Origin of the sequence: Winogradskyella sp. (genome assembly GCF_965228925.1) — a bacterium.
In the GTDB taxonomy this organism is placed as follows: domain Bacteria; phylum Bacteroidota; class Bacteroidia; order Flavobacteriales; family Flavobacteriaceae; genus Winogradskyella.
The window spans coordinates 4,543,796-4,558,780 of record NZ_OZ245845.1 but is presented as its reverse complement, the minus strand read 5'-3'; the positions used below and the strand labels follow the sequence as shown (position 1 = coordinate 4,558,780).

Annotated in this window: 14 protein-coding genes; 8 read left to right on the top strand and 6 right to left on the bottom strand. The window is 37.3% G+C overall.

What is annotated here, in order from left to right; all coding sequences use genetic code 11:
- Positions 1–68: 68 nt before the first annotated feature.
- Both ACO052_RS19155 and ACO052_RS19150 read right to left on the bottom strand, forming a co-directional pair.
- Positions 69–2,078, bottom strand: a complete 2,010-nt coding sequence (locus tag ACO052_RS19155; RefSeq protein ID WP_422105403.1) for a M56 family metallopeptidase — start codon at positions 2,076–2,078, stop codon at positions 69–71.
- 2 nt (positions 2,079–2,080) lie between these two features.
- Complete coding sequence (locus ACO052_RS19150) at positions 2,081–2,440, bottom strand: BlaI/MecI/CopY family transcriptional regulator (RefSeq protein WP_422105402.1); 360 nt, start codon at positions 2,438–2,440, stop codon at positions 2,081–2,083.
- Between the two features lie 163 nt (positions 2,441–2,603).
- On the opposite strand from ACO052_RS19150, the gene ACO052_RS19145 reads away from it, so the two are divergent.
- Positions 2,604–3,554: a calcium/sodium antiporter gene (locus tag ACO052_RS19145; protein WP_422105401.1), complete on the top strand. Its 951-nt coding sequence runs from the start codon at positions 2,604–2,606 to the stop codon at positions 3,552–3,554.
- Between the two features lie 53 nt (positions 3,555–3,607).
- On the opposite strand, the gene ACO052_RS19140 is transcribed toward ACO052_RS19145, so the two are convergent.
- Positions 3,608–4,624: a glutamine synthetase beta-grasp domain-containing protein gene (locus ACO052_RS19140; protein WP_422105400.1), complete on the bottom strand. Its 1,017-nt coding sequence runs from the start codon at positions 4,622–4,624 to the stop codon at positions 3,608–3,610.
- A 173-nt stretch (positions 4,625–4,797) separates the two neighbouring features.
- On the opposite strand from ACO052_RS19140, the gene ACO052_RS19135 reads away from it, so the two are divergent.
- From ACO052_RS19135 to ACO052_RS19105, 7 genes are all read left to right on the top strand, one after another.
- A complete protein-coding gene (locus ACO052_RS19135) occupies positions 4,798–6,984 on the top strand; it encodes a glutamine synthetase III (RefSeq protein ID WP_422105399.1) in 2,187 nt (728 codons plus the stop codon).
- A 235-nt stretch (positions 6,985–7,219) separates the two neighbouring features.
- Positions 7,220–7,357: a hypothetical protein gene (locus ACO052_RS19130; protein WP_157957276.1), complete on the top strand. Its 138-nt coding sequence runs from the start codon at positions 7,220–7,222 to the stop codon at positions 7,355–7,357.
- 185 nt (positions 7,358–7,542) lie between these two features.
- Positions 7,543–8,211 carry an outer membrane protein gene (locus ACO052_RS19125; RefSeq protein WP_422105398.1) on the top strand — a complete coding sequence of 223 codons (669 nt, stop codon included), beginning with the start codon at positions 7,543–7,545 and terminating at the stop codon, positions 8,209–8,211.
- Positions 8,212–8,259: 48 nt separating this feature from the next.
- Entirely contained in the window at positions 8,260–9,438 is a 1,179-nt protein-coding gene (locus tag ACO052_RS19120; protein ID WP_422105397.1) for an AIR synthase related protein, read from the top strand.
- 402 nt (positions 9,439–9,840) lie between these two features.
- Complete coding sequence (prfA, locus tag ACO052_RS19115) at positions 9,841–10,917, top strand: peptide chain release factor 1 (protein WP_422105396.1); 1,077 nt, start codon at positions 9,841–9,843, stop codon at positions 10,915–10,917.
- Positions 10,918–11,069: 152 nt separating this feature from the next.
- Positions 11,070–11,888, top strand: coding sequence for an orotidine-5'-phosphate decarboxylase (pyrF, locus tag ACO052_RS19110; RefSeq protein ID WP_422105395.1), 819 nt, complete (start codon positions 11,070–11,072; stop codon positions 11,886–11,888).
- Between the two features lie 5 nt (positions 11,889–11,893).
- Entirely contained in the window at positions 11,894–12,679 is a 786-nt protein-coding gene (locus tag ACO052_RS19105) for an ABC transporter substrate-binding protein (protein WP_422105394.1), read from the top strand.
- A 240-nt stretch (positions 12,680–12,919) separates the two neighbouring features.
- Here the strand turns inward: ACO052_RS19105 and ACO052_RS19100 are convergent, their stop codons facing one another.
- The 3 genes from ACO052_RS19100 to purU all read right to left on the bottom strand — a co-directional run bounded on the left by ACO052_RS19100 (position 12,920) and on the right by purU (position 14,938).
- Positions 12,920–13,120 carry a Lacal_2735 family protein gene (locus tag ACO052_RS19100; RefSeq protein ID WP_422105393.1) on the bottom strand — a complete coding sequence of 67 codons (201 nt, stop codon included), beginning with the start codon at positions 13,118–13,120 and terminating at the stop codon, positions 12,920–12,922.
- A 105-nt stretch (positions 13,121–13,225) separates the two neighbouring features.
- The gene (locus ACO052_RS19095; RefSeq protein ID WP_422105392.1) at positions 13,226–13,930 is read right to left on the bottom strand and encodes a DUF4197 domain-containing protein; all 705 of its coding nucleotides are present in this window, start codon (positions 13,928–13,930) and stop codon (positions 13,226–13,228) included.
- A gap of 153 nt (positions 13,931–14,083) precedes the next feature.
- Entirely contained in the window at positions 14,084–14,938 is an 855-nt protein-coding gene (gene purU / locus ACO052_RS19090) for a formyltetrahydrofolate deformylase (RefSeq protein ID WP_422105391.1), read from the bottom strand.
- Positions 14,939–14,985 lie beyond the last annotated feature (47 nt).

The following is a 14,985-nucleotide window of genomic DNA, read 5'->3' as shown; positions in this document are numbered from 1 at the left end:
AAATAAAAAAAGCCAAACACCATAAAAGTGTTTGGCTTTTTTCCTTGATTGATTGATGAAATTAAAGACTAATTCTTTGTTTCTACTATTATAACACCATTTTTTCCTTTATCACCATACTTTTCAATAGCACTTTCGTCTTTTAGTACGGTCACGGTTTTAATCTTTTTGGGATTAAGTGATTTAAACTTCTCTCTTGACACTTCTTTGCCGTCAACAATAATTAGGGGATCACCTTCAATGCCAGAGATATAGATATTGTTGTTACCATTCTTGTCTCCAATAGCTATGACACCTTTATCATCTCCATCACTACTAATCCAAACATTTTTTCCATTTTCTTTGACGATAATTTCTGCTTTACCTTCGTTAATATCGACTCTTTTTCCATTGACGATGATGACGTCACTATCGTGATCAACTTCTTCTTCTACAATAATTTCAACAACATCCTGATCAGGTTCTTCCTCAACAATAATTTCAACAGCATCATCGTCTCCTGAAATCACTTCGACATTTTTAGACCTTCTGACGGTTCTTCCTTTTCCTCTTCCTCTTCTACCACGTTGTTTGACGACCACTTTATAGTCTTGTTCGTGTACGACATCTCCGTCATGCGTTTCGGTGATTACGAACGTATTATTACCCGTTCCAGATTTATGAATAGTGTGCGAGCCACCGTCATGTGCCTCGTAAACAACAGTATGCTTGCCATGTTTTGTATGGCCATTACCAATTGAAATACTCTCATTTTCCGTATCAAAGATGATCTTTACTGGATTTATGGCGTCATCCGAACTTACATTGTAATTGGCATTAGAGTTTTTGGATTTTGCGTCAATTTTAATCGCTGTAATTTCCCCACTGCTGTTGCGTTTAATACCCTTGAATTTTACGGTCAAGCCTTCTTTTTTAAGATCGTCCTTAATCTTATCGAGTTCCGCGTCCGTTGTATTTTTGTCTATGATGGTGATGGAAATACTACCTGCTGTATCAGGCTCACTATTTTGGTCTACTGCAGTTGTTTCGGGCTTTATGTCAATAGTCGTTTTTGCTTTATTTTTAGCCTTAGCGACTTCTGTTTTGGCCGTTTCATCTAAACGTTCATTAGATTCAATAGCATCGTATATATCGTTGAGTTGTTGAGACGCTTTTAGCTGTGGTATATCACCAAAATCTTCTGGTATTTCCTTTTCAATGAAAATTTCCTTAGTGTTAAAGCTCATTAAAAAAAGTGCCAGAATCGGTAGGACCAAACTATATTTCCAAGCGTTTACTTTTTTTGATTTTGATTTGTGTAACATAATTATTCTCTTTTTGATTTGTGAATTGTAAAAGTTGTTTGTGATTAAAAATTTGTGCTGAGGTATACTGGCTTTTAATAGTATAAGCTGATAGCTTTTTTCGCAAGAAGAAAAGTCTTGAGCCTTTTTATCAGCGATAAATTCTAAATTTTGTTGTACTTCTTTTTTGTATAACCACACTAAAGGGTTAAACCAAAGTAATACACAGGCCAACTGCGTTAACATAATATCTATAGAGTGCAATTGGCTGGCATGGGCTTTTTCATGGTTGAGAATGTGCTGTAGTTCTTCCTCAGCATAGCGCTTTGGGTTATAAACAATCCAGTTAAAAAATGAAAAAGGTGGAATATCATTTTCCGTTTCTATCAACATGTAAGGCCCACTTTTAAAGTATAGGTGTTTACTAAACAAGAATTTGAGCGATGCCAATTCGATGAGCAATTTTGCTAGGAAAAAGGTGACGCCCATGGCATAAATTAGAACAGCAAATGTCCACCAATCAAATGTTGCTTCATTTGAACTTTGTTGAACGGTCCCTTCATTGATATTTTGCTTTACCTCAGGCGATATCGTGTAAGACAAGACTCCTTCTACCACCGCTGGAGTATATTCGATGTAAATGGGGATTACAATTAATGGTATAAGAACAGAAGTTAACAGACCAATTAATAAATAGCCACGGTTGGTTTGAAAAAAGGTTTCGCGTTGTAGAAACAATTTGTAGAGTATATAAAATATGGCAATTACGGCCGATGCTTTTAATAAGTATTCCATAGCTATTTCTTGTTTTCAATGAGTGAAATAATCTCTTTAAGTTCGTCTACGCTGATCTTTTCTTCCTTGGCAAAAAAGGAAACAACATTCTTGTAAGAGTTGTTAAAATAATTCTCAATAGCTGTTGTCATAAAGCGCTTTTTGTAGTCCTCTTTTGAAACAATAGGGTAATATTGGTGCGTTTTACCAAATGCGTTGTAACTGACATAGCCTTTCTCTTCTAGATTTCTAATAATAGTAGACAAGGTATTGTAATGCGGTTTTTCGGTGGTAATCGCTGCTAAAACATCTTTCACGAAAGCTTTTTCGAGCTTCCATAAAATATGCATTATTTCTTCTTCTTTATTTGTTAACTTTTGCATTTTGATACTAAATTTATTCCTCAGGATTCAAATATAACTAAATTTATAGTTATACAACTAAATTAATAGTTATTTAACGAAAATTTTAGTTTTTCGTTGCTTTAAAAATGAAGTGTTATCTTCGCCGTTTAACTAAAAAAGGAATTAAATATTTGATTGACGGATGAGTATATTTCTTGTTATTGTTGGTTTGGCCTCGCTTGTGATTGGTGGTGATTTTTTGGTGAGAGCATCCGTCGGACTGTCCTTTAAGCTCAAAATCTCAAAGCTCGTTATCGGTATGACTGTGGTTTCTTTTGCAACCTCGGCTCCAGAACTGTTAGTGAGTTTACAGGCAGCTTTTGATGGTGTTACCGACATAGCATTAGGGAATGTCATAGGCTCGAATATTGCCAATATTGGACTGGTTTTAGGAATTACAGCCATCATTTCTCCTCTATCAGTAGATCGGGATTTTTATAAGCTCAATTGGCCAATGATGATGTTGGTGTCCTTTGCGCTTTACGTTTTTCTAAAAAATGATGAGCTGTTATCTGCAATAGAGGGTGCCATATTATTCATTGCCCTTATTTTATTTCTTATTATACTGATTCGTAGCTCTCGGAAGCTGACCAAAGCACGCTTAGAAGAGGTCGATGATACCTTGGCCGTAGTGTCAAATTTTAAAATAGTGGCTTGGCTTTTAATTGGAGCAGCTGGCTTGTATTTCGGTTCTGAGTGGTTAGTAGAGGGTGCCAAACAATTGGCTACGGCCGTGGGTGTGAGCGACTATGCCATTTCTGTCACGGTCATTGCTATTGGGACATCTGTTCCTGAATTAGCGGCTTCTGTCATTGCTGCCTTAAAGAAAGAGAAAGCTATTTCCTTAGGGAATCTAATAGGATCTAATATTTTTAATATCGCCTCTGTTTTGGGTTTAACAGCGATTATTAAACCTATAGCCGTCAATCCTAATACACCAGAGATTTTATCGACCAACATTTTTTGGATGATTGCTTTTGCTGCTGTATTAGTCCCTTTAATCTTGGTACCTAAGAAATTTGAAATTGACCGATTAAAAGGAATACTGTTATTTGGGGCCTATATTGTATTTATAGTGTTGGCCCTAAAATAAAAAAGTCCGCAACCGCGGACTTTTTTATTTATATATAATGTCAGTTCAAGTCATTAAACACCTGCGCTTTTTACAGTCTTAACAATTCTACCGGCTACTTTATAAGGGTCGGCATTAGACGCTGGACGACGATCTTCTAACCATCCTTTCCATCCTTTTTCTACAGTAATAATTGGAATACGAATAGACGCCCCTCTGTCAGAAACACCATAGCTAAACTCATCAATAGATTGTGTTTCGTGCTCACCAGTTAAACGTTGGTCGTTAAACTCCCCATATACAGCAATATGCTCTTTCACAACAGGTCTAAACGCCTCACAGATTTTCTCATAAATCTCTTGACTACCTGCCGTTCTAAGTGTCGTGTTAGAGAAATTAGCATGCATACCAGAACCATTCCAGTCCATCTCTTTACCTAAAGGTTTTGGATGGTAATCTATATAGTAACCGTAGTCTTCAGTTAAACGATCTAACATGTAACGCGCTACCCAGATTTCATCACCAGCTTTTTTAGCACCTTTGGCAAATAATTGAAATTCCCACTGACCAGAAGCCACTTCTTGGTTAATACCTTCGAAGTTTAGTCCGGCAGCAATACAAAAATCTGCATGGCGCTCGACCAACTCTCTACCGTGGGTGTTACGTCCACCTACAGAACAATAGTATAAACCTTGAGGTGCAGGGTAACCACCAACAGGGAAACCTAAAGGTAACTGTGTTTTTCTATCCATTATAAAGTACTCCTGCTCAAAACCAAACCAGAAATCATTATCATCATCATCAATAGTTGCTCTACCGTTAGACTCGTGTGGTGTTCCATCAGCATTCAATACTTCAGTCATTACTAAATAACCATCTTTTCTTGCAGGATCAGGGTAGATCGCAACAGGCTTTAATAAACAATCTGAAGAATCTCCTGTAGCTTGTCTGGTTGAAGAACCATCAAAAGACCAAATAGGGCAATCTTCTAATTTACCACTAAAATTCTCCTCAATTTTAGTTTTACTTCTCATGTTTTGAGTCGGCTTATAACCATCCAGCCATATGTACTCTAATTTAGATTTACTCATCATTATACGATTTATAATTTGACCCTGCAAAGATTAACTTTTTTTTTAATCAGTCAAAAAATACAGGGTCTTTTAGATAAAATGTTATTAATATTTGTTAATAACCCTATTTTTTGTAGGGTCAATTTTGTGATTTTAGTAAATTCGTATTTTTGAGTCCAAATTTTGTGAATATGACAACATTAAGATTCCACGCCGTAAAAGCATCCTTAAAAAGAACACCATTACATATTGAAGAGACGAAAAGACGCTCAGAAGTTTTTGGTGCCAATGTCTTTAATGAGGCGGCAATGCGCCAATATTTGACTAAGGATGCTCTAAAAAGTATTATGGAGGCCATAGAAAAAGGCTCTAAAATAGATCGATTTTTAGCCGACCATATTTCTACGGCTATGAAAGAGTGGGCCATTTCAAAAGGTGCCACGCATTACACGCATTGGTTCCAACCATTAACAGGAGCAACTGCCGAAAAGCACGATGCTTTTTTTGAAACCATTGGTGACGGACTGGCTATAGAAAAGTTTGGGGGCAGTCAGTTGGTACAACAAGAACCCGATGCTTCCAGTTTTCCGCATGGGGGCATTAGAAATACCTTTGAAGCAAGAGGTTATACAGCTTGGGACCCTACATCACCTGCATTTATATATGGTACGACCTTATGTATTCCTACGGTTTTTGTGTCCTACACAGGTGAAGCTCTAGATTATAAAACACCATTGTTAAGGGCATTACATGCCGTAGATAAAGCGGCGGTCGCCATTTGTAAATATTTTGACAAAAATGTTAGAAAGGTAAGCGCCTCATTAGGTTGGGAGCAAGAATATTTCTTGATCGATAATGCTTTAGCGACCTCAAGACCCGATCTGGTATTGACAGGTAGAACACTACTAGGACATTCTCCAGCAAAAGGGCAACAACTCGATGATCATTATTTTGGAACCATACCTGCTCGGGCAATGGCTTACATGCGCGATTTAGAAAATGAGTGTATGCTGTTGGGTATTCCAGTGAAAACAAGACATAATGAAGTTGCTCCGAATCAATTTGAATTAGCACCTATTTATGAGGAAGCCAATTTATCTGTAGATCATAATTCCTTGTTGATGGATGTGATGCAGAAAGTGGCAAAACGTCATGATTTTAAAGTGTTATTGCACGAAAAGCCATTTGCAGGAGTGAATGGATCAGGGAAACATAACAATTGGAGCTTAAGTACGGATACTGGGATTAACCTGTTGTCACCCGGAAAAACACCGATGAGCAATTTACAGTTTCTCACCTTTTTTATAAATACGATAAAGGCGGTTCAAACTTATGAGGAACTACTAAGAGCAGCAATAGCTACAGCCAGCAATGATCATCGTTTAGGTGCAAACGAAGCACCGCCAGCTATTATGTCCGTTTTTATTGGAGCCCAACTGACCAAAGTACTAGAAGAGCTAGAAACGGTGACGAGGGGGAAACTATCACCACAAGAAAAAACAGACTTAAAGCTAAATGTTGTTGGTAAAATTCCTGAGATATTATTGGATAATACCGACCGAAATAGAACATCGCCTTTTGCTTTTACAGGAAATAAATTTGAGTTTAGAGCAGTAGGGTCTAAGGCTAATTGCGCAAATCCTATGACGGTTTTAAATACTATCGTAGCCAAACAGCTTATAGACTTTAAAGAAGAGGTGGATGTTTTGATTGATGAAAAATCAATGAAAAAAGACGACGCTATTTTTAATGTTTTAAGAGAATATATAAAAACCTCAAAGGATATCCTTTTTGAAGGAAACGGATATAGCACTGAGTGGGAAAAAGAGGCTAAGAAAAGAGGCTTAAGCAACAATAAAACAACACCAGAAGCCTTAAAAGTAAAGGTTTCTAAGCCAGCCATTGCGCTTTTCGAAACGCTCGGCGTTATGAATCAGGTTGAAGCACAGGCACGTTATGAAATTGAAATGGAGGCTTATATTTTGCACATTCAAATAGAGAGCAGGGTGATTGGAGATATTGCTCGCAACCATGTTGTACCTACAGCAGTGCGCTATCAAAACATACTCATAGAAAATGTCACCGGATTAAAGACAATTTATGGGGCTAAGTTTAAGGATTTTGCCCAAGAACAATTGACTATAATTGAGGAGATTTCAAAACATATTGCGGCAATCAACTCTTTAGTCACCAAAATGATAGAGGCACGTAAAGATCTGAATAAACTGACAGATTTAGACAAGAAAGCAAGTGGCTATTGCAATGTAGTAAAGCCCTTTTTTGAACAGATAAGATATCATTGCGATAAGCTCGAACTTATGATTGATGACGAGCTCTGGCCACTCACCAAGTACAGAGAGCTTTTGTTCACCAAATAGAAGTGTTCGTGTAACAAAAATAGGATTTTCCAAAATTCATATAAGTAACTACCCTTATTATGTAAGTAATTATACGTACAAAATTATTTCTAAAATTATTTTTTATGTCGTTTGTCGATAACTAGTGTCGCATCATCGAAAACCCTGTTAATTGTTATTAAAAAAGTGGTTTAAGCACATTTGGCAATTAGTTTATTTAGTATTTTTGAAATGCTATTAATCAATATTTGTAAAAATGAAGAAGTTACTATTAAGTGTAGCTATTCTTGTTGGTGCGACATTAATTCTTTCTCAGGACAATTCAGAAGACATCAAGGATGTCGTGAAGGATGAGGTTGTGAACATACAACCCGAGCTACAGACAGAATCTTAAATTTAAAAGACTTTACTATAAGGCTAAAGTGCCAGTCTAGATTTAATAGGATAAACCTATATTAGGGTTTATCCTATTTTTATTACCGTTAATCCTATATTTTAAGATAAATTGAAGATTATTTTTCTATATTGTACGGCTCCCCAATCTCAAATGACATAAGCTTATTTGCTAATTAGGGTTATATGATTACTACATCTAAAAACCGATTACTGCTGATAGTATTAGCTATTTTTAGTATTGGTCTTTGTTCTTCTCAGGATGAAAATCATCAACAGAATAATGAGAATTTGTACCGTAAACTAAGTTTTTTTGATTTGCGCGGTACGAGTGCTGTTGATCTAGCTGTTGGAACTGCATTAATTAATAACGACTATCCGGAACCAGAGTTTGAGTTCTATTTTAGAATTGGTTTTAAGCAATACCTTACGGATCATTTAAATATTGGCATAAGTTACAATAAGTACAATTTGGCTTTTAATGAAACTTTTAATGAGGGCTACATGTCTTTCGACCTAAACTTAGAATACATGATCACACCCTATAATGAGTTTTCGCCTTTCGTATTTGGAGGCTATGGCTATAATGCTTCAAATAATTTTGAAAGTACTCAGGCCAAAGCACAAGTGGGTGTTGGTATAGAGTATACCCTTGTCGAAGGTGTGGGAGTGAAACTTTTTGGGGACTATAATTATGTCCTTTCTAATGAGATGGAAGGTCTTATAGTTCCTAATAACGATGAATCCTTCATTAGAGTTGCCGTAGGTGTTAATATATATTTTGGCGGAAATAAAAAAAGAGAGCGTTTATTAGAACGTGTAGAGACTATAATAAACTCTAATTTGATTAAATAATTCAATTCAATTCTTACTTTTGCAAGACCAATATCATAATCAATTGTAATGAGTAATTCGGTGAGCAAAAGATATGCACAAAGAGGTGTTTCCGCCTCAAAGGAAGATGTGCACAATGCCATAAAACATATTGATAAAGGTCTGTTTCCTCAGGCATTTTGTAAAATTGTCCCTGATTACTTAACCAATGATGAGGCCTATTGCCTTATTATGCACGCGGATGGAGCCGGTACAAAATCGTCCTTGGCTTACATGTATTGGAAAGAAACAGGAGACCTCTCCGTTTGGAAAGGCATAGCTCAAGATGCCTTAATTATGAATGTTGATGATTTGCTGTGCGTTGGGGCCACTGATCATATTATGTTGTCATCAACTATTGGAAGGAATAAAGACTTGATTCCAGGGGAAGTCATCTCAGCCATAATTAATGGAACTGAAGAATTAATCGAAGATTTAAAAAGCTTTGGTGTCACCATTCACTCAACAGGAGGCGAAACTGCAGATGTTGGGGATTTGGTAAGGACCATTATTGTAGACTCTACGGTGACAGCACGCATGAAGCGCGAGGATGTCATCGATAATGCTAATATTTCTGCTGGTGATGTTATTATAGGTTTGGCCTCTTATGGACAAGCGACATACGAAACGGCATATAATGGAGGCATGGGCAGCAATGGGCTAACCTCTGCTCGACATGATGTATTTTCAAAATATCTGGCAGAAAAGTATCCTGAAAGTTTTGATGCTGCCGTTCCTGAGGAATTGGTGTACTCGGGAAACACTCAACTAACAGATCCCGTAGAGAATTCTCCAATTGATGCTGGTAAATTAGTGTTGTCTCCAACCAGAACCTATGCGCCTATAATCAAAGCCGTTTTAGATAAATACAATAGCGATACCATTCATGGTATGGTCCATTGTAGCGGAGGAGCACAAACCAAGATTTTGCATTTTATCGATAAGCTCCATATTGTTAAAGACCATATGTTTGAGGTCCCACCCTTATTTAAATTAATACAAGAGCAGTCCAAGACCGACTGGAAAGAAATGTACCAGGTGTTTAATTGTGGTCATAGAATGGAGCTCTATGTAAAATCTGAGGTAGCAGAAGATATCATTTCCATATCCAAGTCATTCAATGTCGATGCTCAAATCATAGGTAGGGTGGAAGCGTCCGACGCCAAGAGGCTCACCATAAAAAGTGAGTATGGTACCTTTGAATATTAGTTAAATAAATCCTTTTATAAGCAGTAAGAAAGTGCAAGTGATGAGGCTATCAAAGATAAAGATGGTGCCAAAGAATTTAAAATGCGAAACGCCTCTTATTTTATAAAATTTTAGACGCTGTCTTAACCGCCTATCGCTAATCATAATCCATAATAAAAATACCAGAAACAATTTGGTGCAAAGCGCCAATATCAATTCAGGATTGATGACCGTAATGGCTATAGTCACTAAAAAGGACCAAAGCGCTAGCGGTTTATAGTAGTTGAGTATAGAGGTGAACTGCCTTAGCATATGTGTACAACGTAAAAACAATTAAAATTATTTTTCCAAGAGATAGACAAATGTCGTTTTTAACAAAATCCATAAAAAATTGTACTTTTGACTTCAATTTTTTGAAGAGCGATGTTAGAGAAAATACAGATAGTAAAACAACGGTTCGATGAGGTGAACGACCTCATTATTCAACCAGATATTATAGCAGATCAGAAGCGTTATATTCAGTTAAATAAAGAGTATAAGGATCTTAAGCAGATTGTCGATAAAGGAGATGCTTACAAGAGCTTAATGGATAATATTTCCGAAGCGGAGGAGATCATTGCCGATGGTTCGGATGACGAAATGGTAGAGATGGCTAAAATGCAACTCGATGAGGCCAAAGAAGCCCTCCCAAAGCTCGAAGAAGAGATTCGGTTTTTGTTAATTCCTAAAGATCCGGATGATGCTAAGAATGTTGTTGTTGAGGTCAGAGCGGGGACAGGCGGTGACGAAGCGAGTATTTTCGCTGGCGATTTATATAGGATGTACTCGAAGTATTGCAGTGACAAAGGCTGGAGTACGAGCGTGGTGAGTATGAATGAAGGCACCTCAGGAGGGTTTAAAGAGATTATTTTCGAGGTGACTGGCGAAGATGTTTATGGCACTATGAAGTTCGAAGCAGGTGTCCATCGTGTACAGCGTGTGCCGCAAACCGAAACCCAAGGCCGTGTGCATACCAGTGCCGCTACGGTAATTGTTTTACCAGAAGCAGAAGAGTTTGATTTTGAGCTTGATATGACCGAAGTACGCATAGAGCGTACCACTTCTACAGGTCCGGGTGGTCAGTCGGTAAATACGACCTATTCGGCCATTAAGTTGCACCACGAACCTACAGGGATGATCGTCAGTTGTCAAGATCAGAAATCGTCTCATAAGAACCTTGAAAAAGCGCTTAAGGTATTGCGTTCGCGTTTGTATGAAGAAGAAATGCGAAAGCGTCAAGAAGCGGATTCAGAGAAGCGTAAAAGTATGGTGAGTTCAGGAGATCGAAGCGCGAAGATTCGAACCTATAACTATCCACAAGGGCGTGTCACGGACCACAGAATAGGATTAACCCTATACGACCTACAGAATATTATTAATGGGGATATTCAAAAGATTATAGACGAACTCATGCTAGCAGAGAATACAGAATTGTTAAAAGCTAGTGATGATATCATCTAAGGCTGTCATTCCTGCGACAGCGTGCCGCCTAAAGCTTTGCCTACTTCGCCGAAGTATGCTACGAAGGCTGAAAGCAGTGGCGCAAAGCAGGAATCCAATGTTATAGGAATTAGTTTAAATATAAGATTCCTGCTTTCGCAGGAATGACAAACATGACAACAAATCAACTCATAGACCAGATCCACAAAAAACAATCCTTCCTTTGCATAGGATTAGATGTCGATTTAAATAAAATCCCAAAGCATCTGTTGGAGGAAGAAGATCCAATCTTTGCTTTTAATAAGGCCATTATTGATGCAACGCATCATCTCTGTGTCGCCTACAAACCTAATACGGCATTTTACGAGGCTTACGGCATAAAAGGCTGGCAAGCCTTAGCGAAGACCATAGACTACCTCAATAGCAACCATCCGGATATTTTTACAGTTGCAGATGCCAAACGCGGCGATATTGGTAACACAAGTACCATGTATGCCAAAGCCTTTTTTGAGGATTTAGGTTTTGATAGCGTTACTGTAGCACCTTACATGGGTAAGGATTCTGTGGAGCCTTTTTTGGCATTTAAGGACAAGCATACCATACTTTTGGCTTTGACCTCTAATCAAGGAGCATTTGACTTTCAGACCAAGTCAATTGATGGTTTGGAATTGTACAAACACGTTTTGGAGACTTCAAAGGCTTGGAATAATTCGGAGAATTTAATGTATGTGGTGGGAGCCACAAAAGCCGAGTATTTAGCGGATATCAGACAGATTATTCCAAATAGCTTTTTACTCGTTCCAGGAGTAGGAGCTCAAGGTGGTAATTTGCAAGAGGTTTGTAAATATGGAATGAATGATGCTGTAGGCTTGTTGATTAACTCTTCCAGAGGCATTATTTATGCATCTCAGGAAGCGGATTTTGCTGAAGCTGCAGCAAAAAAAGCAGAAGCGCTTCAGATTCAAATGGAAGCCGAACTCAAGCGTTTTTGATCTCAATGATTGTCAAAGATCAGCTTAATAGAGAAATTACACTGCCAGAAACACCTAAACGCATTGTGTCTTTGGTGCCTTCACAGACCGAACTATTAGTCGATTTGGGTTTAGAAAATGCTTTGGTAGGGCTAACTAAATTTTGTGTTCATCCTAATGATCTCCGCAAAGCAAAAGTTGCAGTAGGAGGTACCAAACAAGTCAAATTTCAAAAGATAAAAGCATTGCATCCAGATATCATTCTCTGTAATAAAGAAGAGAATACTAAAGAGATGATAGAGGAGTTAGAGCACATAGCACCTGTTCATATCAGTGATATTAATGATTTGGAGGATTGTTTTGAACTCATTGAAATGTATGGTGAGCTATTTCAAGTGACGTCCAGAGCTTCAAATATTATTGATAACATTCAAAAGGAGCGAACACAATTTCAAAGTAAAATAGCGCATCAAAAAGAGCCTAAGGTGGTCTACTTTATCTGGAAAAAACCTTGGATGGTTGCCGCTTCAGGTACTTTTATAGGTTATATGCTTAAAGAAGCAGGCTATAGCAATGTTTTTGAACATGAAAAGCGTTATCCCGAAATTGATTTAAATCATCCAGCATTACATAACGCAGAGCTCATCTTTTTATCCAGCGAGCCCTATCCATTTAAAGAGAAGCATATTGAGGAACTAAAAACTAAGTTCCCAGATAAGGCTTTTCAAATCGTTGATGGGGAGTTGTTTTCTTGGTATGGTAGTCGTTTACAAAAGTCTTACTGCTATTTTGAATCACTGCATACTAAATAAAAAAAGTCGGTACCTAACTAAAATACCGACCTTAATCTAACTAACTGTTCTAATCTCTTTTAAGACTTAATCTCTTTTGCTATGCAAAGATGTTGACTTTCTGCGGTTTGAATGTTATGTTAACATTAGCATATAATTAAATGTAGTTTAATAACCTTTTTGGAAACTAGATCAATCATGAAAAAGCACAAGGTAAACGTATCCTACAAGAAAATTTGACGGGTGGTATAAACGAAAAAATTAAAGAGTTTGTGCAGTTGTTGTATCTCCAACAATAAACTTCAGCTTGTTTATTTCATGAAGTACTTTAGTCGCTCTATATTCAGAAATGTCACTGAGCGCATGATCGGTCTGCCTTAAATTATAGGCATCTTCTATGAGTTGTAGGTATTGCTGCTTTAGCTCTGTTTTCTTTTGAAGCAGTTTTTCAGAATAAGACACAACATTGAATATTGATTAATTAATGTTGTTAAATTAATAAATATTCAGATACGAATTAACAAATTGTTTAAAAAATTATCAAAAAAATTGAACAGCTATTTTTCGTCAATCTTGTAGCGCAAATACCCGCTTCAATAAATCTGTGGTTCGTGAGGATACTTTGTTTCTAATTTCTTTTTCCTCTACCGCGATCATAGTATACACACCTTCTAAGGCTTCCGTAGTGACATAATCCGTTAAATCCGGATTGACATCATTGGTAAGGGGTAAATTGTTGTATTTGGTGATAAGATTGGTCCAAATTTGATCCGCTCCAACTTTACCGAACGAGTTGCTAATGACGGGCTTAAACTTATTGTAAAGTGCTGTTTGGGTTTTGGATGTTAAGTAGTTGGTGGCCGCATCATCTTCTCCCAAGAGAATGTTCTTGGCATCATTAAAGGTAATATCTTTAACAGCATTAACAAAAATAGGTGTGGCTTCCTTAACCGCATCTTCAGCAGCTCTGTTTAGGGCTTTGATACCTTCATCTGCCAAGCTACTTAAACCTACTTTTCTTAAGGCATTATCAACTTTTTGAAGTTCTTCGGGCAATAAAATTTTTACCAATTCATTTTTATAGAAGCCATCTCTCTGAGTGAGTTTGGTGACTTGTTTGTCTATGCCAAAGTCTAGAGCCTGCCGTAATCCAGCGGCCATATCGGCATTGCTGAGCCCACCACCTTGAGGTAGGTCGTTAATGACATTTTGTAATTCGGCACAGGCCATCAAATTAAAAGCTATAAATAGAGTGAAAATTCGTTTGATCATGGTGTGGGTATTTATTGAAAACAAAGATATAGTTTAAAAGTCATCTTACAGTTATATTTAAATTAAGAAACACAAGATTGAAAAAAGTCACTTTTTTGTCAAATGTGCAACCGTTTAGTACTAAACATAAAAGGCTTTGGTCCTGCGAATTGTTTAAGAAAATATAACGGTTTTATTATTATAGACCATTACTTTTCGGTCCGCATGAAGTTTAATGGCATTAGACAACACAATCTTCTCTAAATCCCGCCCTTTCGCTATAAGATCTTTAATGGAATGGGTATGCGACACGCGTGTAACGTCTTGTTCAATGATGGGGCCGGCATCCAGCTCTTCAGTAATGTAATGGCTCGTAGCACCAATGATTTTCACTCCTCTTTTATAGGCTGAGTGGTAAGGTTTAGCACCAATAAATGCGGGTAAAAACGAATGGTGGATATTGATAATCTTATTGGGGTATCTATCGATAAGACGACTAGAAACGATTTGCATATATCGCGCCAAAACAATAAAGTCAATATCGTATGATTCTAAAAGATCTAATTGCTTTTTTTCTGCTTCGGGCTTAGTGTCCTTAGTAACCGGTATGTGATAAAAAGGGATGTTGAAACTGTCTGCTATTGGTTTTAAATCCTTGTGGTTGCTCAATATAAAAGGAATATCCAGAAAAAGCTCACCAGAATTATAACGTCCTAAGATATCGTACAGGCAATGATCGTATTTAGAGACAAACAGCGCCATTTGAGGTTTCCTGTCAGCAGCATAGATACGCCATTTGAGTTTAAATCGATCCACTAAGGTGTTGCGGAATGCCTCCTTAAAGTGTTCAACAGAAAATGTATCGGATTCAAACTCACACTCCAAGCGCATAAAAAATATGTTTTGCTCTCTGTCAACATGCTGGTCGATATAAACAATGTTTCCATCGTTCTCAGCCATAAAATTGGTTACTGAAGCAATAATATTGGGTTGGTCATCGCAATGAATTAATAGGGTAATCTTATTCATAGAAAGTCAACTTAAATGCGCTGATAAAAATAATCAAATTACCTTGC